Genomic DNA, 19680 nt, shown 5'->3' on the forward strand with positions numbered 1-19680 from the left:
CCCGGGTGTGCGCACAGACCGCACAGCTCCCCTGTGATTTATAAGCAGTACCAGCGACGCCGCTGCGCTCCGCTACTCGCTCGCTCGGAATTCGAACCGTGCCCCGCCGTCGTCGTCGACTGAGAGCGACCAGCCGTGCGCGGTCGCGATCTCGCGGACGATCGCGAGGCCGAACCCGGTCCCGTCCGGATCGCTGGAGGTTCCGTACTCGATCGCCTCCTCGGGATCGACGTCGAACCCCGCGCCGTCGTCGGCGACGTAGAACCCGTCGGGGAGCGCGCCGACCGTGACGGTGACACGAGAGTCGGTGTCGGGCGAGCCGCGCTCGACGCTATCGTCGGGCGAAGCCTGACTGCCTGAGGCGCGTAGCGCCTCGCTGTCACCGGGCGAAGCCCGGTTGCCCGAGGGACTGTGTCCCTCGCTGTCGCCGGACTTCGTCCGGCTGCCAGTGGAACCGTGTTCCACGCTGTTTATAAACAGGTTCTCCAACAGCGTGCGGAGCCGCTCCGGGTCGGCCTCCACCGCGACCCCCTCGTCGGGTGCGTCCAGCGTCGCACCGGCGGTGTCGACGGTGCGCCACGCCGCCGCCGCCGCCTCAGCGAGCGAGACCGGCTCCGACTCGTCGACCGTCCGGCCCTGTCGCGCCAGCGTGAGGAGGTCGTCGATGAGCTCCTCCATCCGCTCGTGAGCGTCGTCGATCCGGTCGAGCTCGGCGAGCGCGTCCGGGTCGTCGACGAGCTCCCGCGCGAGTTCGAGCCGGCCGGTCGCGACGTTGAGCGGGTTCCGGAGGTCGTGCGAGACGAGCCCGGCGAACTTCTCCAGCCGGTCGATCTCGCGCTGGAGCGCGGCGTCGCGGCTCCGCAGCTGCGCCGTGCGCTCGGCGCCGTCGAGCGCGACGGTGACGTTCGCCGCCAGCACCCGCGCCAGCTGGATCGCCGTGTCGTCGAAGAAGTCCGGCTCGCGGGAGCCGAGCGGCATCACGCCGTGGTCACCGAGGGGGACGACGAGCAGGCTCCGGTGTTCGCCGTAGCCGACGGCGGTGTCGACGGCGTCGAGATCGCCGACGACGATCGGCTCTCCGGTCTCGAACGCCTCCCAGATCCGGCCGTCGTCGGGACCGAAGGCCGGGCGGTCCCCGAGCGCCTCCGTCGCCTCCTCGCTGATCGCCGTGGGGAGCAGCGTCCCGCTCTCGGGGTCGTACAGACGGACCCCGCTGCTCGGGAACTCCAGGATGTCGATGGCCGCGCGCGCGGCGAGCGCCGCGATCTCCTCGCGGTCCTCCCCGCGGAACATCTCGCGGGTCGTCTCGTGGAGGTTCCGCAGGGTGCGCTCCACCCGCTTCTGCTCGCCGATGTCGGCGTAGACGCTGTAGACGACCGTCTCGTCGCCGCGACGGACGGGGATCACGTGCAGAATGAAGTCCCGGAGCCCGTCGGTCGTCCGGCGACGCACCTCGAGGCGGGGGATCTCGTCCCCATCGAGGACCGTCTCGGGGTCGTGTCGGTCCGCGCCCTCCGGGATGATCGCGTCGCGGATCTCGCAGTAGCCGTGGTCGGCCGCCGAGTGGCCGAACGTCCGCTCGAACGCCTCGTTCGTGGCGTCGAGGCGGCGCTCGCCGCCCCCGAGCGCGACCGTCCTGGCGGCCGGGAGCGGGAGGTCGTCGAACAGCGCCGTCAGCCGGTCGCGCTCGGCCCGGAGCGCGTTCTCCGCCTCGATGTGTTCGATCGCGTCGGCGGCGTGGGCGGCCAGCAGCTCCGCGAACTCCACGTCTCCGTCGTCGAACGCGGCGTAGCCGTCCGAGACGACCTGTAGCACGCCGTACGACCCGATCGGAACGCTGATCGCCGACCGGATGTCGTCGGCGACCGGGTCGGCGACCGCGGTGCCGTCGGCTCGGCCGCCGTCGTCCGGTCGTCCCTCGGCACTGACCCGCCCGGCGTCGTCGCGGCGGCCGGCGCCCGGGGCGTCGCAGTTCGCCGGGTCCTCCAGCTGGTCCGGGTCGGCCGGGTCGACGGTGACGTTGTCGACGACCATCGTCCGCTCCTCGGCGGCCGTGGTGCCGGCGATCCCCTCGCCGACCTCGAACGCCCGGACCTCGTCGTCCGTGACGCTCTCCGAGAGCGCCGCGGGGACGAGCCGATCGCCCCGGCGGTGAGCCGTGACGCACCGGTCGAACTCCAGGATCCCCTCCGCGGCGTCGACGGTCCGCTCGAACACGTCGTCGACGCGGTCGCAGGCGGCGACGTCCGTCGCGAACTCGTGGAGCGCGGTCACCTTCGCGTTCACCTCCCGGAGGTCCCGTTCCGCCCGTCGGCGGTCCAACGCGTTCTCGACGCTGTTCGCGAGCATCTCGTACCGGTCTCGACCGGCGCCTTTCTGGAGGTAGTCCGTCACGCCGGCGGAGATCGCCTCGCTGGCGATCTCCTCGGACCCCTTCCCCGTGAACAGCACGAAGGGCATGCCGGGGTCGACCTCGCGGACCGCCGTAAGCAGTTCGAGCCCGTCGCTGCCCGGCATGTCGAAATCGCTGACGACGCAGTCGACGCGCTCCGTCTCGACCGCCGCGAGCGCGTCGTCGGGGGCGGTGAACGTGACCGTCTCGATCCCGTCGACCAGCCGCTCGACGTGCGTCGCCGCGAGGTCGGCCGCCCCGGGCTCGTCGTCGACGAAGAGCACCCGCCGCGGGCCGCCGCCGGCGGGGTCCGACCCGCTGAACGCGGCGGCGACGGCGCCGTCACCGGCCTCCCCGGGAGCGGTGTCCATGGGTGGCTCTCACGCCGCCGGTAATTTTATCTTGCGCTCCGATAGTCAACGCTGAGAACCGGGCGTCGGAAAACGGGGGTCGAGCGGCGAGCGGCGTCGGCTCGACCCGTCGTCGCTTAGAGGAAGTCTTCGACGTGGTCGGCGACCTCCTCGGGGGTGTCGCCGACGGGGACGCCCGCGTCGTTGAGCGCGTCGATCTTCGACTGGGCGGTGCCCGTGCCGGAGCCGGAGACGATGGCGCCCGCGTGGCCCATCCGCTTGCCCGGCGGGGCCGTCCGTCCGGCGATGAAGCCGGCGACCGGCGTGTCCATGTGCTCGCCGATGAACCGCGCGGCCTGCTCCTCGTCCTCGCCGCCGATCTCGCCGCACATCACGACGGCGTCCGTGTCGCCGTCGGCCTCGAACGCCTCGAGGGCGTCGATGAAGGAGGTGCCGATGATCGGGTCGCCGCCGATCCCGATGGCGGTCGACTGGCCGAGCCCGCGCTCGGTGAGGTTATCGACGACCTGGTACGTCAGGGTGCCGGAGCGGGAGACGAGCCCGACGTTGCCGTCGGAGAAGATGTTGCCGGGCAGGATGCCGAGCTTCGCCTCGCCGGGCGTGATGATCCCGGGGCAGTTCGGGCCGAGCAGCCGCGTGTCGGTCTCGCTCAGCCGCTTGTTCACCTTCGCCATGTCCTGGGTCGGGATCCCCTCGGTGATCGCGACCGCCAGGTCGAGGTCGGTGTCGAGCGCCTCGAAGATCGCGTCGCCCGCGAACGCCGGCGGGACGAAGACGACGGAGGCGTCGGCGTTCTCGGCCTCGACGGCCTCGTCCACGGTGTCGTAGACGGGAACGCCGGCGACCTCCTGGCCGCCCTTGCCGGGGACCGCGCCGGCGACGACGTTCGTGCCGTACTCGATCATCTGGCCGGCGTGGAACTTCCCCTCCCCGCCGGTGATCCCCTGCACAACCACTCTGGTGTCGTCGTCGACGAAAATGCTCATTGGGTCACCTCCTCCGCGTTCTTCACCGCGCGCTGGACCGCGTCCTCCAGCGTCTCCTCGACCTCGATCAGGTCGGTGTTTAAGATCTCCATCCCCTCCTCGGCGTTGGTCCCGGCGAGCCGGACGACGACCGGCTTCGGGATCTCGTCGAACTCCGCGAGCGCCTCGTTGATCCCCTTGGCGACCTCGTCGCCCCGAGTGATCCCGCCGAAGATGTTGAAGACGACGCTGTCGACGTTGGGGTCGGAGAAGACCATGTCGAGCGCCTTGGTGACGCGCTCGGCCTTCGCGCCGCCACCGATGTCGAGGAAGTTGGCGGGCGTCCCGCCGTAGTGGTCGACCAAGTCGAGCGTCGTCATCACGAGCCCGGCGCCGTTGCCGATGATGCCGACGTTACCCGAGAGGCGGACGTAGTCGAAGCCGTACTCGCCGGCCTTCCGTTCGAGGTCGTCCTCGTAGGACTCCTCGGCGAGCTCGGCGAGCTCGGGCTGACGGAACAGCGCGTCCTCGTCGATGTTCATCACGGCGTCGGCGGCGACCACGTCGCGGTCGCCCGTGATCATGACCGGGTTGACCTCGATCTCGGAGGCGTCGTTCTCCTCGTAGAGGTCGTACAGCGTCGAGAGGATCGAGGCGACGTCGAGCGCGACGTCGGCGTCGACGCCGGCCTCGTAGACGACCTTGCGTGCCTGGTACGGGTGGAGCCCGAACGCGGGGTCGACGTGCTCGCGCGCGATGGCGTCGGGGTTCTCCTCGGCGACCTCCTCGATGTTTACGCCGCCCTCCGTCGACACCATCAGGACCGGCTGTCCCTCGCCGCGGTCCATCGTGACGCCGACGTACAGCTCGTCCACGAAGTCGACGCCGGCCTCGACGAGGACCGAGTCGACGGTGTACCCCTTCAGATCCATCCCCAGGATCTCCTCGGCGTACCGCTCGGCCTCGTCGCGGTCGGTCGCGATCTTGATGCCGCCGGCCTTGCCGCGGCCGCCCACGTGGACCTGCGCCTTGATCGCAGCCGGGTAGCCGATCTCGTCGACCGCGTCGAGCGCCTCCTCGACGGTCGTCGCGAGCCGGGAGTCCGGGACCGGGATCCCGGCGTCCGCGAAGATGGTCTTCGCCTGATGTTCGTGTAGTTTCATCCGTCTCGAAGGGGGACCGAGAGCGGCTTAAATGGTGCCGATTCCGAGCGAGCGACGGGGACGGTGCCCGGGGCGAAGGCGACGGTCGCGGCGACCGGTGGCGGGTCCGGCGATCGGGTCGGTCACTCCGTAATCGGTCAGATCAGTCACCACAGGATTATTATCTGATGAGTTACTGGTCGAACCCGTAACCGTGGATGAGCGTATGAGGGATGGCGTCGAGCGCCGGACGTTCGTTGAGCGTCTCTACTATCACCCTATTGTATGACCACAAGATCACAGAACTGGCTGCTCGGGCTCGTACTAGTCGCGCTTCTCGCCGCGCTCGCGGGTGACCTGCTGGGAGTGCGGCCCCTCGTCAGGGTCGCCGTCCCCGCGTTCTTCCTCGCCGCAGCGTGCCTGTTCGCGCTCAGGACCGTGACGAAGCTCGTTGCGGCCGTCCGCTCGTCGGAACCGGACATACGCGACCCGAACTGACGAGGCGGGGCGAACGCCTTACCGTCCCGGTCGCCGGCGCGACGCCCGGCCGGTAGCGGGAACTTCGGGACCGCCCTGTCCGCGCCGCGATGCGACGCTCACCGGAGCGCGCCACCGCCCCGGTTACTTATAAATAGCCGGCGAGACCGCGGGTGCAGGCGCCGAATCGCCGCCGGCGGCACCCGTTCGACGCCGAGTGGCCGACAGCGGCTCCCCGGATCCGCCGTCGCTCAGTCCTCGTCGCCGAGGATGACGCGGTGCGTCATCGCCTCGGGGTCGAGCACCTCGTCGGCCTCCTCTTCGGTGAGGTAGCCGGCCTCGACGGCGGCCTCGCGGACGCTCTTCCCCTCTTTTAACGCCGTCTTCGCGACCTTGCTCGCCTTGTCGTAGCCGATCGCGGGGTTCAGCGCGGTCGCGAGCGCCATCGACTGCTCGACGCGGGTCTCGCAGTGCTCCTCGTTGGCCTCCAGCTTCGCGACGAAGCGCTCGCCGAACGTCGCCGCGGCGTTCGAGAGCAGCTCGGCGGACTCGAGGAAGTTGTGCGCGATGACTGGCTTATAAAGGTTCAGGTCGATCTCGCCGCGGGCGGCCCCGGCCGAGATCGCGGCGTCGTTGCCGACGACCTGCTTGTGGACCTGGTTGACGGACTCGGCGACGACCGGGTTGATCTTCCCGGGCATGATCGAGGAGCCGGGCTGGTTCTCGGGCTGCTCGACCTCGCCGAGCCCGTTGCGGGGGCCGGAGGCGAGCAGCCGCAGGTCGTTGGCCATCTTGTTCATGCTGCCGGCGATCGTTCGGAGCGCGCCGTGCGCCTCGGCCATCGCGTCGTGGGCCGCCTGCGCCTCGAAGTGGTTGTCGGCCTCGCGGAACGTCGTGTTCGTCTCGTCGGAGATGTACTCCGCGGCGAGCTCCGGGAAGTCGGGGTGGGTGTTGAGCCCGGTGCCGACCGCCGTGCCGCCGAGGGCGAGCTCGCGGAGGTTCGACTGGACGTCCTCGGCGCGTTCGATCCCCTTCGCGACCTGCGTCCGGTAGCCGCCGAACTCCTGGCCGAGCCGGATCGGCGTCGCGTCCTGCAGGTGCGTCCGGCCGGTCTTGACGACGCCGTCGAACTCGGTCTCCTTCGCCTCCAGCTCGGCGTGGAGCGTCTCGAGGGCGGGCACGAGGTCCTTCTCGACCGCCTCCAGCGCGGCGACGTGCATCGCCGTCGGGATCACGTCGTTGCTCGACTGGCCGTAGTTGACGTGGTCGTTCGGGTGGACGACGCGGTCGCCGATCTCCGCGCCCGCGATCTCGGCGGCGCGGTTGGCGATGACCTCGTTTGCGTTCATGTTCGAGGAGGTGCCCGAGCCGGTCTGGAACACGTCGACGGGGAACTGGTCGTCGTGCTCGCCGGCGATCACCTCGTCGGCGGCGGCGACGATCGCCTCCGCGGTGTCGTCGTCGACGAGCCCCAGGTCGCGGTTCGCCTGCGCGGCCGCCTTCTTCACGACGCCGAGCGCGCGGATGAACCGCCGGCTCATCGGAATGCCAGAGATCGGGAAGTTCTCGACCGCGCGCTGGGTCTGCGCGCCCCAGTAGGCGTCCGCCGGCACCTGCATCTCGCCGAGGCTGTCCTCCTCCGTGCGGTGTTCCTCGCTCATACGCGACGCTTCCCGCGAGACCGGGTAAAAGCTACTGGAAGCGGTCGCGGTTCCCGCCTCGCGGGAACCGGGCTCCCCGCTAGCGGAGTCGCGGGACGCGGCGCGAGGGGCGTCTCAGGCCTCGTCGACAGGGAACAGCCCCGCGTCTCTGAGGGCGGGCGCGAGGCTCCCGTCGCCGTGTTCGGCGTAGTCGGCGGGCGTGTACGTCTTGATCTCCAGGGCGTGGACGGACCGGGTCATGTGGTCGCCGACGGCGTCGTACACGCGCTGGTGCTGGTCGACCAGCGACTCCCCCTCGAAGGCGGGTGAGACGACCCACGCCGCAAAGTGGGCGTCCTCGTCCTCGTCGTCGTGGATCCGCGGGTTCGTCACGCGCGCGACGGCGTCGGGGATCCCCGCTTCGATGAGGTCCTCGATCTCGGGCGGTTCGATCGTCATACCCCGACTCGGGGCCGCCCGGGCAAAAAGCGACCGCATGTCGCGACGGCGTCGCCCGCTCAGCGCTCGAAGACGAGCCCGTAGTGGAACGGCGGGAGGTCGACCTCGCGGGCGAGCCGCAGGTCGCTCGCGTCCTCGACCGCGCGCCGCGTCTCCTCGGGGCCCACCCGCAGTTCCGTCGGCGGGCCGCGGGGCTCGCCGGCGATCGCCGTCTCCTCGCGCGGCCGGTCGCGCCAGTTGACGACGACGAACCGGCCGTCGGCGGCGAGCGCGCCGGCGACGCCCGAGACGAACGCCGCCCGGTCGTCGATCCCGTGGAAGGCGTTCGCGAGCAGGGCGACGTCGACCGGCTCGGGGAGGAGCCCGGCGAGCTCCCGGGCGTCCCCGCGGACGGGAACGACGTTGTCGATCCCCTGCTCCGCGACGAGCTCCTCCAGCTCCGCGAGCAGCGACTCGTCGAGGTCGACGGCGTACACCGACGCCGGGGCGGCGATCCGCCCGGCCGGCAGGGCGAAGTAGCCGTTGCCGCAGCCGATCTCGGCGACGCGGTCGCCCGGGGAGACGCCGAGTCGCCGAAGGGTGTCCTCCGGCGTCGGCCATATCCGCCCCCACCAGTCCCAGTCCGGCTGGCCCGTGTTCCGGAAGCGCTCCATGCGGGCCGTAGCGATCGACCGGATTTAGCGGTTGGGGTCCGCGCGCCGGGCGCCACGCGAGTGCGAAAGGGTTTGTCGCCGGAGGCGAAACGACCCTCTCAGATGTCTCACCGGGACGACCTGCGCGAGGCGGCGGACGCCCTCGGCGGCTCCGTCGTCGTCTGCGGCCTCGGCGCCCACGCCGACCGGCTCGCCGGCGCCGAGTTCCGCGACGCCCGATACGCGTCGGGGGCGGAGCTCCTCGCGGAGGCGTCCAGCGCGTCGTCGACCGGCCCCGCGCCCGCGGCGGTCGTCGTCGCGCTCGACCCCGAGACCGTCGGCGAGGGCGCCGAGGCGACGGACGCCCTCCGCGCGATCGACGCCCTCGACGCCTTCGCGGTCGCGGTCGTCCCCGCGGCGGCGGCCGAGGGCGACGCGCTCGCGGCGGTCCGGGAGTCGGTCGACGCCGTGTTGCTCGCCGAGGGCGACGCCGTCGAGGCGGCGATCCGCGCGTTCCTCGCGACGGTCCAAGAGCCGGGGTTCGTCAACCTCGACCTCACCGACGCCGAGACGGTGCTCTCGGCCGGCGTCGCCGCGCTGGGAACGGGGGCGGCCGACCGCGACGACCCGTCGGTCGCGGTCGCGTCGGCCTTCGACCGGCTCCCCGAGGGGGTCGACGCGGCCGAGGCGAGCGCGGTGCTCGTCGACGTCGTCGTCGACCCGGCCACGAGCATCGCCGCCGCGACCGACGTGATCGCGGCGGTCCGCGAGCGGATCGGCGCCGACGCCAACGTGATCTGGGGCGGCGCGGTCGACGAGGCGGCCGCGGACGAACTCGCCGTCCGGCTCGTCGTCGCCGGCGTTCGCCACGCCCCGCCGCTCTCCGCCGGCGACCCCTGTCCGCGCTGCGGCGAGCCGCTGGCGAGCTACCGATTCGGCGCCCGAGAGACGCTCTCCTGTGACGCCTGCGGCTACTCCGATATCGCGATGCGACGCGGGTGAGCCGCCCCGCGGGCGGGATCAGTTCGGGGCGACGGTCTCCGGGGCCGGCCAGTCAGCGAGCGACTCGTCGTAGAGCGTCTGCCGCTGAAGGTCGATGTAGGTGCGCTGCGCCGTCCGGATCGCCTCGGCCGGCGTCGCCCCGCCGTCGAGGGCGACGTCGACGGCCGACCGCTTCCAGCTCGCCGGCGTCCGCCCGGTCTCGACTCGGCTCCGGAGCGGGTAGAGCGCCGCGGCGATCCGGTCCCTCGTGCAGCCGTGCGACTCCAGCCCGTCCGTCGCGGCCGCGAACAGGTCGCCGTACAGGTCCGCCGTCCGCGTGGTCTCCGTCCCGTCGGCGGTGATCCACGTCATATCGGCGTCGAGCCCGTCGCGGGCGGCCGCGTAGAAGTTCTCCTCGGCCCGTTCCCAGGGGAGATCGAGGACCGGGTGGTCGCGCTCCGCGACCCCGCGCATCGCCCCGCCGAAGGCGGCGAGGATCGCCACCGCGTCGGGGATCGTCGGCTGACCGGGGATCGGGCGGAACTCGATCCGGGCGCTGGCGCTCGCCTCTGTCGCGCCGTCGAAGACCGGCCGGACCCAGCGCCAGTAGCTCCCGTGTTTGTGCCGGAAGTGGACGAACTCGCCGTCGAACCGCCCCTCGGACTCGATCTCCGCCGGGACGAGCGTCGGGTCGGACGCGATCCGGTCGACGGCCGCCTCCAGGCTGTCGAAGTCGCGCGGGAACTTCACCTTCCGGTCCCGTCCGGACGGGTTCATCATCTGTTCGTACACCGGGACCCGGTGTTCGGCGTACCCGTCCGCAACGAGCAGGTCGCGGTCCGGTCCGGGGGCGTCGTAGAGTTCGGGCGGGAGGAACGGCGAGTTGACGGCGAGCACGAGCAGCGGCCCGGCGAGCCGCGTCGCGATCCGGTGGTACCGCGGGAGGTCCGCGGCGCGGCGCGGCTGGTAGTGGGGCTGGATCGACGTGGTGAGGCTGACCGGACCGGCGCTGTCGGCGTCGATCCGCGCGCCGGGGACGTCGATCTCGCTGCCGATCATCCGGTCGTCGCCGACGCTGGCGAACCCGTGGTACCGCACCCCGTTGCTGACGTTGATGCCGAGCGTCAGCCCCTCCTCGTGGGTGGCCTCGGTCAGGTAGTCGTCGGTCTCGCTCTCCGCCGGACCGATCGTCCACATGCCGTCGCTCACGACGCGGATCCCGTCCTCGGCCGCGCGCCGCTGGAGGGCCTCCACCTTCCCGGTCACCTCCGCGCGGACCGCGTCGATGCCGCGGCCGGTGAACGGGTGGACCGCCGAGTTCAGCTCCGCGTTGTGGAGCCCGAGCTCCCGATCGAACCCCACGCAACCCAGCAGCGCCCGCGGGATTCGGCGGAGGTGTCCAGTCTCACGGTCGACCGCGTAGAACTCGTACTCCAGCCCGGTCGTCGTCTGCTCGTTGTCGAACGTCCCGGCCTCCACGTGGTCGAGGACCGCGTCCGCCTCGTCGCGGACTCGCGCGTTGAACGCCTCGACATCGATGTCGGCGACGCGTTTGAGCCGTTCGACCGGATCGCCGTCCGTGCCAGTCATACACACGCATACTTCGGAGACCGATATGAAAGTAACTCCGAAACGACACGAACGCGTCGCGGTGTCGCGGAGCCGGGCAGATCAGCCGCCGGACGCATCGGCCGCTTCGGGCGCGACCCACCGGATCCGCGCGGTGTCGAACTCGACCTGCGCCCGCTCGGCGCCGTCGATCTGCGTCCGCTCCGCGTCGTTCCGGATCGTCGCGAGCTGCGGGCCGGCGGTGTCGAGCCTGACCGCGCAGGTGTGACCGCCGCCGGACAGTCTCGTCGCGACCGACTCGACGTCGGTCTCGACCCGTCCGGCGTGCTCCGCCGCGGAGTAGCTGCCCGTCGCCTCCGTGGGGTCGCGGTATCCGGCCCCGGAGATCATTCTGAACGCCTCGCAGGCGTCCGAGTGGCGCAGCAGTACCTCGCAGAAGCGCTCGCCGTCGACCTCGCCGAGCAGCCGACCGTTCTCCCGGTCGACCCGGTCCGTCCGGTAGACGTGACACCCGTCGGAGTCGTCGTCGGATCTGAGCCGATCCGACACGTCGTCCACGACGCCCATGACACTTGGTAACGATCAACGGCTAGATAGTAAAGAATCTTACTTCCCATCTGAGGCCCGCTTCCCGTCGGATACCCCGGATCTGGGTCGACACGAACGGCGCGGTCACGGGGTCGACACGAACGGCGCGACCGGACGGCCGCGTCGCTCTCCTCGGACACGGCCGCCGATCCCGGCGCTAACGATAATTTTCTTTAAATAGGGGAACGTAGTTCCGCGCGTATGTACGGCACGACCCTGATCCCGACCGGCGGCAGCGACGCCGCGTTCGCGGCCGTGAACGACGCCGTCGAAGTCACGGCGCCCGACGGGACGGTCCACGTCCTCGGCGTGCTGGAGGATATCCCGACCTACGAGCGATCGGGAAAGCCTGAGAAGTTCGACGACGGCGACGAGGAGCGGCGGCTCCGCCTCGAGGCGGCCGTCGAGCGGATCGAGACGGAGGTGACCGCGGCGGGGATCGACTGCGAGACCGCGGTCGAGGAGGGCGTCCCGTCCCGCGAGATCGTCGCGTACGCGGACGAGATCGACGCCGACGCGATCGTCATGGGAAGCCGGGGCGCACGCGACACCGCCGGCGATCTGCTCGGGAGCACCACGGAGCGCGTCCTCCGCGACGCGTCGACGACGGTCGTCTCCGTCCCCGCGTCGGCGTGACGGTCCGACGCGACCCGCGCCAGACCGCGCCACTTATTCACAGCCGGATCGACGAGACCGGGTATGACCGCGGTCACGTCGACGACGCCCGGAGCGCCGCCCCGGTCGGCGTCTGAGGCGGTTCGAGACCGGAGGGCCGGGGCGTGAGCGACGACGGCGTACTGGGGTCGCTGTCGCTCGTGAGCCTGTTGAGCCTCTGTTGTATCGGGTTCGGCGGGCTGGCCGGCGGCGCGGCCGTCGCCGGCGGCGGGGCGTCGGCGAGCGCGTTCACGACGGGGGTGACCGGCGCCCGCGGGGCCCTGATAACCGGGGCCGTCACGTTCGCGACGGTCTTCGTCGTCGCCGCGGTGATCCGGTGGCGGCTGAATCGGGGCACGTCGGACGACTGAATCGGGGAGACAACCAGGAGTAATCGAGGGCCGGTCAGCGCTGCGGTTCGTCCGGCGCGGCCCGCGGCTCGCGGTCCGGCGGAGCCCGTCGCGGGGCGGGGGTCGCCTCCTCGCGGTACAGTCGGAGAAGCTCCTCGAGGACGACCGCGTGCCGGTCGCTCGGGACGTACTGGTGGTCGATGAAGTCCTCGGCGTCGCTGAAGTTCCCGCGGAGGGCGAGCTTCCTGACGAACGAGACCGACTCGAAGAACGGCGGGTGGTCCGCGTCGGCGTCGCCGCCGAGCTCGCGCTCCGCCTGCGGCATCACCTCCGCCTTGATCTCCTCGTAGTCGATCGTCTCCGGCTCGTAGTCGTCGAGCACCTGGTTCAACGCGTAGTCCGTCGAGAACCGGTAGAACTCGGACTTGCTCTCGAACTGGCCGCTCTCGACCAGTGACTCGATCTCGCCGACCACCGACTCGGGAAACCGAACCGTGCTCTTCACCATGGGTTCACGAGACGGGCCCACACGTATTATGCTTTTGTCAGAAATGCTGAAACATGTGTGACGGCGGCGGCCGGCCCGAGCGCTCTCTCGCGGGTCCGGTGTCCGCCCTCCGGTCACCCGATGTGGCGGATTTATGTCCCCGAACCTGTAAGACCGGTGTAATGACTCCGTACGAGGCGTTCGACCGGGACGCGGAGGTCAACGGTCGAACGGTCCTGTCGGTCGTCGAGGAGGGGATGGGACGGTTCTCCGACGCGTACCGCGAACGGGCGATCGCAGCGCTCGCGGAGGAGGGGATCCGCGACCCGGAACCCGACGAGTGGTACCCGCAGCAGGCGTGGCTGGACGCCTTCGAGACCATCGCGGCTGACCTCCAGCCGCACGTCCTCGACCGCCTCGGCGAGCAGCTCCCCGACGTCGCCGACTGGCCGGACGAGTCGGCGACCGTCCCGGACGGGCTCCGAGCGATCGACGACGCCTACCGCCGGAACCACCGCGGCGGAGAGATCGGCAAGTACCGGTTCGATCGAGTCGACGACCGGATCGGTGAGGTGACGTGTCACACCCCGTACCCGTGCCCGTTCGACCGCGGGCTGATCCGCGGCGTAGCGAAGGAACACGCACCCGTCGACTCGTTCGTGTTCATCGAGGAGACCGGCTCGAGCTGCCGGCGAGAGGGCGGCGACGAGTGCACGTACGAGGTGTACTGGTAGGAAGTTCGGTCGGCGGGGGAGGTCGGGTCGGTCGGCGGGGGAGGTCGGGTCGGTCGGTTGGGTAGAACAGTTCAGGCCGTGAGTCACCTCGGCCGCGTCCTCGCCGGAACAGGCGAGTGCTACCGCTCGTAGGATTCCAGCGCGTCGCGCAGCTCCGCGGCGGAGAGCTCGGACGCGAGGTCGACGATCTCCTGTAGCTCCTCGTACGTCTCCCGGAGCTCGCGGATCCGTTCGACCTCGACGCCGTCCGCGTCGTCGAGGCCGCGTTCCGCGCGTTGGATCTCCCGATGGGTGGCCTGGAGCTCGCGTTGCACGTACTGCTGGAACACGTCCTGCAGAATGAACCAGACCTCCCGCTCGGCGGCGAACCGGACCCGCCGCCCGCCGCCGTCGGACGACCGACGGCGGATCAGGCCGACCCGCGTGAGCGTGCGGGTGACGTTGCTGACGGTCGACTTCGCGTAGCCGGTCCGCTCGACGAGCTCGGGGATCGACAGGGGGCCGTCCGAGAAGTAGAGGACGCCGTAGATCCGGCCGGAACTGCGGCTCAGCCCGTACACCTCGGCCGACTGCTCGAGCGATTCGATGACGCGCTCGCGGGCGATCTCGACGTCCTCACTCATACGAGTGCCCTCGTCGCTCCGACCGATGAACGTGTCGAACGGCCATACGAGGGGTAGCGTTTTCGTAAGCATTAAATTGTTTGATTCGTTTGTTCGACTCAAACCGAACAGACGAAACTGTTCGTCCACCCTCCACACTCCATGGCAAGCGCGTTTCCACACCAGCCGACAGTCGACCACGCCCCCCGAGAGCAGACGGACGTCGTGATCGGCCGCGACGAGCCGATCGACGTCCTTCGGGTCCTCTCGTGTGACACCGCTCAACAGATCCTCGCCGCGCTCACGGAGGAGCCCGGCACGGCCTCGGACGTCGCCGCCGACGTCGACGCCTCGCTCCAGAACGTCACGTACCACCTCGACCGGCTCTGCGACGCGGAGCTTATCGCCCCGGTCAAGACGTGGTACTCGGAGAAGGGGAAGGAGATGACCGTGTACGCCGCGACGACCGAGCGGCTCGTCGTGCGCTTCGACGCGTCCGCCGACCGCTCGCCGGCGGAGCGCGACCGGTCCTGAGCGGTCCGGACACTCTCGGCCCGCCGGACGCGCGGAGACCGCCAGGGACCCGTGCGGTCGAGTGCGCCCGGGGAGTCAGCCCTCGAACGCGTCCGCGAGGTCGTCGCCGACGGCCGCGATCGCCTCCGCGGCGCGGTCGACGTCGCGGAGCGTCATGAAGCCGTGGACCATGGCCTCGTAGTTCTCGTACCGCGTCGGGACGCCGTCCCGGACCAGCTGCTCGGCGTACGCCCGCCCGCCGTCGCGGAGCGGGTCGAACCCGGCGGTCACCACCGTCGCGGGCGCGACGCCCGAGAGGTCGCCCGCGTTCGTCGGGTCGGCGTACGGGTTCCGCCGGTGGATCTCGTCGCCGTAGTAACAGTCGGAGAACCACTCGATGTCGGCCTCGTCGAGGACGATCCCGGCGTGCTCCCGGACCGACGGCTGGCCGGGGCGGACGCCGACGCCCGGATACAACAGGGCCTGGTGCGCGATCGCCGGGCCGTCGCGCTCGGCGGCCATGAGCGCTGCGACCGCGGCGAGCGCCCCGCCGGCCGAGTCGCCCGCGACCGCGACCTCGCCCGTGCCGGCGAGCGCGTCCGGGTTGTCGGCGGCCCACTCGACGGCGGCGTACGCGTCCGCGACCGCCGCGGGGAACGGGTGCTCGGGGGCGAGCCGGTAGCCGACCGAGAGGACGGCGCAGCCGCTCTCCCGGGTGAGCCCCCGACAGAGCCAGTCGTGGGTGGCGACGCTGCCGAGCACGAATCCGCCGCCGTGGAAGAAGACGACCGTCGGGAACGGGCCCTCGGCGTCCGGGAGGTAGAGCCGCGCGTCGAGGTCGCCCTCGGGGCCCGGTATCGTCCCGTCCACGGTCCGTCCGACCGGCGGGGGGTTCCGGTTCCGGACCCGCATCACCGGCTCGGTGAGGAGCCGGGCGAGTTTCAGCCCCCACCTGCTGTGCGGCAGCGGGAGCCGCTCCTGCCGCTCGACGGCCGCCTTCGCCTGCGGGTCGATCTCGTCGGCGCGCATGGCCGAACGTGTGACGACCGGAGGCTAAGTCTTGGGGGAGCGCGGCCGCGGTTTCCGCCGCGACGCTTTTCAACCGGGAAATCGTGAACCCGGTCGATGCCAGACGGGACGAAGCTCGCCGATGTCGAGACCGTCACCGAGCGGGGGTCGTACCGCTTCACGGCCGCGGACCCGTTCACGAACGACCGAGAGATCGTGCTCGTCCCGTGCGACGAGGCGCCCGGAGTCCGGGCGTGGGTCAACACCTGCCCGCACGAGAGCCAGCGGTTCGACACGGGCGACGGCGTGCCGATGCGGGACGGCGAGGTGATCTGCCCGCGCCACGGGTCGCTGTTCGACGCCTGCTCCGGCGAGTGCGACAACGGCCCGGCGGCCGGAACGACGCTCCGCGACGTCGAGGTCGCCGTCGACGACGGCGCCGTCTTCCTGACCGACGACGGCTACTCGTTCCGGCACGAGGGGGGAACCGACGACGACCCGGGATCGACCTCGCACCTGTCGCTCTGACCGACGCGCGTCGCCGCGCCCCGGCTCGCTCTCGGTCGATACGGACGCCCTCACCGACTCGGCGCCTCGGGCTCGCGCGACTCGACGTCGACGCGGTCGTGGATGTGCCCCTCGCGCTCTCGTAAGTGCCGCGGCGTTCGGCCGTTGCTGACGGCGAGCGCTTCGCCCACGATGCTGTGGGCGATCTGGTACGGCGAGCCGCCGCCGAGGTCCAGTCCGACGGGCGTGTACAGCGACGCGAGCTCCGACTCGTCGAACGTCGTCCCCTCGTCGTCGTACGCCTCCAGCATCTCCTCGAACCGCTCCCGCGGCCCCATCAGGCCGACGTACGGCGCCGGCGAGCGCAGCAGCGCCTCGACGGCGATGCGGTCGTCGACGAAGTTGTGCGTCATCACGACCGCGTGCGTCCGGTCGTCGATATCGAGCGCGTCGTCGACCCCCGCCGGCGACGTCGTCACGGTCCGGTGGGCGTCGGGGAACCGCGCGTCGAGGTCGACCCCGCCGCGGAAGCCGACGACGGTGACCCGGAAGTCGTTCCGCTCGCCCAGTTCGACGACCGGACCGACGTCGTGGCCCGTCCCGAAGACGACGAGGTCGTCCGGGGCGGCGAGCCCGTCGACGAAGGCCTCCAGCGTTGCCCCCGCCCCGTCCTCGACCGTGACGACGTCCGCGGCGCCGCGCGCGGCGAGGTCCGACGCCGGCCCCGCGAGCGCCTCGGTCGGCCACCCGTCGGCGGGCGACCCGTCGGGGAGCGTGAACCGGTCCTCGTCGGGATGGTAGTAGGCGCGCTCGCCGAGGCGACCGCGGTCCGTGTCCCCGCCGTCACCGCTCGCGCCGTCGCCCGCGTCGTGGTTGCCGCCGTCGTCGCCCGCGGAGAGTACCGTGAGCACGGCGACGTCGCGGCCGGCGTCGAACGACTCGACCGCCGGGCGGTACGTCTCGTCTAACGGTTCCAGGAGGACGTCGATTACGCCGTTACAGCCCACGCCGAGCCCCCAGACGTCGTCCTCGTCCTCCATCAGGTCGTAGGTGACCCGGTCGGGGCGCCCCGTCTCGCGGACCGTCTCCGCGGCGGCGAGCAGGTCGTCCTCGATACAGCCCGCCGTGATCGAGCCGACGCCCGCCCCGTCGTCGTCGAGGAGCATCTTCGCTCCCGGGCGACGGTAGGCGTTCCCCTCGACGTCGACGATCGTCGCGAGGACGTCGGTGCCGTCGGCGTCGAGTCGGTCGCGAACGCGCTGTACCACCTCGGTCTCCGGTACGCTCCAGTTGCTTGCTGTCATGTCAGTGTTGCAGGTCGATGGTCGCCGGCGCGTCGCGCGCCGCGTACACCTTTCGAACGCCGCGGTCGTGCAGGTCCGTCCCGCAGGCGCCGCCCGCCACCGCGTGCCGCGTCCGAACGGGGTCGTCAACCGCCGCGCCGGCGACGACGTCGACGCCGCGGTCGAACAGCGGGTCCGGGAGCGACGAGGCGGTCGCGCCGACCACGACAACCGTCGCCGACGCGGGCGCGGCGTCGAGGTATCGCTCGATCCCGCCGTAGACGAGCGTCGAGCCGGTGACGAAGACCACGTCCGCCCCCTCCATCGCGGCCGCGGCCTCCGCGGGGATGAACGACCGCAGCGAGACGCCGGCGGGCGTCGACACCGTCGCCGGGTCGACGGGGTCGCGCTCGACGACGCGGACCTCGACGCCGTCGAACTTCCGGAACGCCGGGCGGAACAGCCCGACCGTCGCGACCGTCTCGACCGACGGGTCGAGCAGCGCCATCGGGTCTCCGTCCCGCCAGCCGAGTAGCGGCGCCGCGCACGCGTTCAGCGTCGCCACCGCCAGCGAGCGTGCGCCGAGGGCCCTGGCCGCTGACGCGGAACTCCCCTCACCCGGTCGCAGCGGCGCCAGCAGCCCCTCCACGTCGGCCGGGGGGGTCGGCGACGCGTCCTCGGGCAGGTGCGCGAGCCCGGCCGCGGGTCGTCCTCCGTCCCGGCTCTCCCGTTCGCCTCCGGCCGCGAGCTCCACGAGCGCGACGGCGTCGCCGACCGTGACTCGGCCGAGGGAAACCTCCGAGAGCGCGCCGCGGTCGCGGAGCGCGTCGAGCGTCGCCCGCAGGACTGGACCGGGCCACTCCGCGTCGGTGTCGGTGCGATCGCGCTCGCGGCTCATACGACACCCCCCTCGCCGGCGTCGCCGGTCCCCGTCTCGTCGTCGGTGCGACCGCGTCCGCCCCCGGGCGCGCCGCCGGTCCGGCGCGGGTCGTGCTCGTAACCGATGGGCCCCCCGAGCCCCCGGCGTTCGATCTGACGGGCGGCCTCCGCGAGGTCGCTCGCCGCGGCGAACCCGAACAGCCCGTCGACGTACGGGGCCGCGTCGCTCATCCCGCGCGAGGCCGGCTCGAACGACGGTGAGACGGCGAGCGGGTTGAGCCAGACGACGCCGTCGGCCCGGTCGGAGAGCCACGTGATCCCGTCGGTGAACAGGGCCGGATCGCCGACGTCGAGCCCGTCGCTCACGACGACGACGACCGTCCGGCGGTCGACGGCGTGCGGGGCTGTCCGGCGCAGCTCGCCGAGCGCGTGACCGATCTTCGTCCCTCCGCCCCACTCGATCTCCGCGGCGCGGAGCGCGTCGGCCGGCGAGCGGGCCGGGTCCGCGAACGCCGCCGTCGCCTCGGCGAAGTCAGTGTCGAAGAGGAAGACGCGGGCGTCCCGGGCGCTCGTCGCGACCCGCTCCCCGAGCGCGAGCAGCGCACCCCGGTCGACGGTGTCGAGCACCGACCCGCTGACGTCGACGAGCAGACAGCACCGCAGCTCGCTCGGCGTCGGGGCGTCCCGCGGGAGGTCGATCGGCGCGCCCCCGGTCTGGAGGCTCGCCCGCAGCGCGCCCCGCGCGTCGACGGCCGGGCCGGTCGGTGACCGCCGGCGGCGCCGGCCGGGCAGCGACGAGAGCGCGTCGACGAACCGCCCGGCGGCCGCGCGCTCCTCGCTCGACGGGGCCGGGACGTCGGCCTCGACGAGCGCGCTCTCGCCCACCGCGCTGTACCGCCGGCCGTCCGACTCCTCGCGCGACTCGTCGGTCGGCCGATCGCCGGCGACGTGGCGCCGGTCGGTCGGGATCTTCACCGTCGGATCGCCGTCGCCGTCGGCGTCCATCTCCGGCGGCTCGGCGTCGTCGAGCAGCCCCGGTTCCGCCGCGTCGTCGCGCTCCGAGTCGTCGGCCGGCGCCGCGTCGTCCGCCTCGCGGTCGTCGCCGTCGGCGCCCTCGTCGCCCGCCGGCGACGGCCCGTCGTGGGCGGTGGCGATCCGATCGAGCCCGCTGCGGATCCGGTGCCAGAACGTCGGGAACGCCTCGTCGAAGGCGTCGCCGTCGGCGGTCTCGGCGAGCAGGCTCGCGCGGAGCGCCGCCTCGACCCGCCGCTCGTCGGCGATCCCGACCGCCGCGAGCGCGCGGGCGGCGTCGAGGGTGCCGGAGGCCGGCACGGCGACGCCGTCGCGCCGGAGCACCGCGACGAACCGGACCAGCTCCGTCAGGAGGTGCCGCCTCGCCGCCGGGAAGTCGGGCGTTTCCGTCTCGGTGCCGTCGGAGCTCGCCATG

General features: G+C 71.8%; 21 protein-coding genes. 7 read left to right on the top strand and 14 right to left on the bottom strand.

Annotated features, from left to right (window positions below):
• Window positions 1-72: 72 nt before the first annotated feature.
• The 3 genes from B4V06_RS15295 to sucC all read right to left on the bottom strand — a co-directional run bounded on the left by B4V06_RS15295 (window position 73) and on the right by sucC (window position 4891).
• Window positions 73-2763 (bottom strand): GAF domain-containing protein, encoded by a 2691-nt coding sequence (locus B4V06_RS15295; protein WP_498170513.1) that lies wholly within the window; start codon window positions 2761-2763, stop codon window positions 73-75.
• A gap of 116 nt (window positions 2764-2879) precedes the next feature.
• Window positions 2880-3749: a succinate--CoA ligase subunit alpha gene (gene sucD / locus B4V06_RS15300; protein ID WP_123112841.1), complete on the bottom strand. Its 870-nt coding sequence runs from the start codon at window positions 3747-3749 to the stop codon at window positions 2880-2882.
• On the bottom strand, window positions 3746-4891 hold the full coding sequence (gene sucC, locus B4V06_RS15305; RefSeq protein ID WP_123112842.1) for an ADP-forming succinate--CoA ligase subunit beta: 1146 nt from the start codon (window positions 4889-4891) through the stop codon (window positions 3746-3748). Before sucC ends, sucD begins: the two co-directional genes overlap by 4 nt.
• 264 nt (window positions 4892-5155) lie before the next feature.
• On the opposite strand from sucC, the gene B4V06_RS15310 reads away from it, so the two are divergent.
• Window positions 5156-5368: a hypothetical protein gene (locus tag B4V06_RS15310; protein WP_123112843.1), complete on the top strand. Its 213-nt coding sequence runs from the start codon at window positions 5156-5158 to the stop codon at window positions 5366-5368.
• A 230-nt stretch (window positions 5369-5598) separates the two neighbouring features.
• Here the strand turns inward: B4V06_RS15310 and B4V06_RS15315 are convergent, their stop codons facing one another.
• The 3 genes from B4V06_RS15315 to B4V06_RS15325 all read right to left on the bottom strand — a co-directional run bounded on the left by B4V06_RS15315 (window position 5599) and on the right by B4V06_RS15325 (window position 8099).
• A complete protein-coding gene (locus B4V06_RS15315; RefSeq protein ID WP_123112844.1) occupies window positions 5599-7008 on the bottom strand; it encodes a class II fumarate hydratase in 1410 nt (469 codons plus the stop codon).
• A 114-nt stretch (window positions 7009-7122) separates the two neighbouring features.
• On the bottom strand, window positions 7123-7440 hold the full coding sequence (locus B4V06_RS15320) for a BolA family protein (RefSeq protein ID WP_498170648.1): 318 nt from the start codon (window positions 7438-7440) through the stop codon (window positions 7123-7125).
• A 65-nt stretch (window positions 7441-7505) separates the two neighbouring features.
• Window positions 7506-8099 (bottom strand): class I SAM-dependent methyltransferase, encoded by a 594-nt coding sequence (locus tag B4V06_RS15325; RefSeq protein WP_498170515.1) that lies wholly within the window; start codon window positions 8097-8099, stop codon window positions 7506-7508.
• Window positions 8100-8201: 102 nt separating this feature from the next.
• Between B4V06_RS15325 and B4V06_RS15330 the strand changes: the two genes are divergently transcribed.
• Window positions 8202-9080, top strand: coding sequence for a zinc finger domain-containing protein (locus B4V06_RS15330; protein WP_498170516.1), 879 nt, complete (start codon window positions 8202-8204; stop codon window positions 9078-9080).
• An 18-nt stretch (window positions 9081-9098) separates the two neighbouring features.
• Here the strand turns inward: B4V06_RS15330 and B4V06_RS15335 are convergent, their stop codons facing one another.
• Both B4V06_RS15335 and B4V06_RS15340 read right to left on the bottom strand, forming a co-directional pair.
• Window positions 9099-10649, bottom strand: coding sequence for a glutamate-cysteine ligase family protein (locus B4V06_RS15335; RefSeq protein ID WP_498170518.1), 1551 nt, complete (start codon window positions 10647-10649; stop codon window positions 9099-9101).
• An 81-nt stretch (window positions 10650-10730) separates the two neighbouring features.
• Complete coding sequence (locus tag B4V06_RS15340) at window positions 10731-11195, bottom strand: hypothetical protein (RefSeq protein ID WP_123112849.1); 465 nt, start codon at window positions 11193-11195, stop codon at window positions 10731-10733.
• A 222-nt stretch (window positions 11196-11417) separates the two neighbouring features.
• Between B4V06_RS15340 and B4V06_RS15345 the strand changes: the two genes are divergently transcribed.
• Both B4V06_RS15345 and B4V06_RS15350 read left to right on the top strand, forming a co-directional pair.
• Window positions 11418-11852, top strand: a complete 435-nt coding sequence (locus tag B4V06_RS15345; protein ID WP_123112850.1) for a universal stress protein — start codon at window positions 11418-11420, stop codon at window positions 11850-11852.
• Window positions 11853-11995: 143 nt separating this feature from the next.
• Window positions 11996-12241 carry a hypothetical protein gene (locus B4V06_RS15350; RefSeq protein ID WP_123112851.1) on the top strand — a complete coding sequence of 82 codons (246 nt, stop codon included), beginning with the start codon at window positions 11996-11998 and terminating at the stop codon, window positions 12239-12241.
• A gap of 34 nt (window positions 12242-12275) precedes the next feature.
• On the opposite strand, the gene B4V06_RS15355 is transcribed toward B4V06_RS15350, so the two are convergent.
• Complete coding sequence (locus B4V06_RS15355; protein WP_255212489.1) at window positions 12276-12728, bottom strand: hypothetical protein; 453 nt, start codon at window positions 12726-12728, stop codon at window positions 12276-12278.
• Between the two features lie 161 nt (window positions 12729-12889).
• On the opposite strand from B4V06_RS15355, the gene B4V06_RS15360 reads away from it, so the two are divergent.
• Complete coding sequence (locus B4V06_RS15360) at window positions 12890-13441, top strand: hypothetical protein (RefSeq protein WP_123112852.1); 552 nt, start codon at window positions 12890-12892, stop codon at window positions 13439-13441.
• Between the two features lie 119 nt (window positions 13442-13560).
• Here the strand turns inward: B4V06_RS15360 and B4V06_RS15365 are convergent, their stop codons facing one another.
• Entirely contained in the window at window positions 13561-14064 is a 504-nt protein-coding gene (locus B4V06_RS15365) for a GbsR/MarR family transcriptional regulator (RefSeq protein ID WP_123112853.1), read from the bottom strand.
• 141 nt (window positions 14065-14205) lie between these two features.
• Between B4V06_RS15365 and B4V06_RS15370 the strand changes: the two genes are divergently transcribed.
• Window positions 14206-14577, top strand: a complete 372-nt coding sequence (locus B4V06_RS15370; RefSeq protein ID WP_123112854.1) for an ArsR/SmtB family transcription factor — start codon at window positions 14206-14208, stop codon at window positions 14575-14577.
• Window positions 14578-14652: 75 nt separating this feature from the next.
• Here the strand turns inward: B4V06_RS15370 and lipP1 are convergent, their stop codons facing one another.
• Window positions 14653-15585, bottom strand: a complete 933-nt coding sequence (lipP1, locus tag B4V06_RS15375; protein ID WP_123112855.1) for a LipP1 family hormone-sensitive lipase — start codon at window positions 15583-15585, stop codon at window positions 14653-14655.
• 96 nt (window positions 15586-15681) lie between these two features.
• Here lipP1 and B4V06_RS15380 point away from each other — a divergent pair, with 96 nt between their 5' ends.
• A complete protein-coding gene (locus tag B4V06_RS15380; RefSeq protein WP_498170520.1) occupies window positions 15682-16092 on the top strand; it encodes a Rieske (2Fe-2S) protein in 411 nt (136 codons plus the stop codon).
• A gap of 50 nt (window positions 16093-16142) precedes the next feature.
• On the opposite strand, the gene B4V06_RS15385 is transcribed toward B4V06_RS15380, so the two are convergent.
• From B4V06_RS15385 to B4V06_RS15395, 3 genes are read right to left on the bottom strand one after another with little or no spacing between them, the layout of a single operon-like run.
• Window positions 16143-17375, bottom strand: coding sequence for an XdhC family protein (locus B4V06_RS15385; protein ID WP_123112857.1), 1233 nt, complete (start codon window positions 17373-17375; stop codon window positions 16143-16145).
• Window position 17376: 1 nt separating this feature from the next.
• Entirely contained in the window at window positions 17377-18252 is an 876-nt protein-coding gene (locus tag B4V06_RS15390; RefSeq protein WP_123112858.1) for a Rossmann-like domain-containing protein, read from the bottom strand.
• Window positions 18249-19679 (bottom strand): VWA domain-containing protein, encoded by a 1431-nt coding sequence (locus B4V06_RS15395; protein ID WP_498170521.1) that lies wholly within the window; start codon window positions 19677-19679, stop codon window positions 18249-18251. The genes B4V06_RS15390 and B4V06_RS15395 overlap by 4 nt, the downstream gene beginning before the upstream one ends.
• Between the last annotated feature and the right edge of the window lies 1 nt (window position 19680).

The organism is Halorubrum sp. B53 (genome assembly GCF_059752395.1).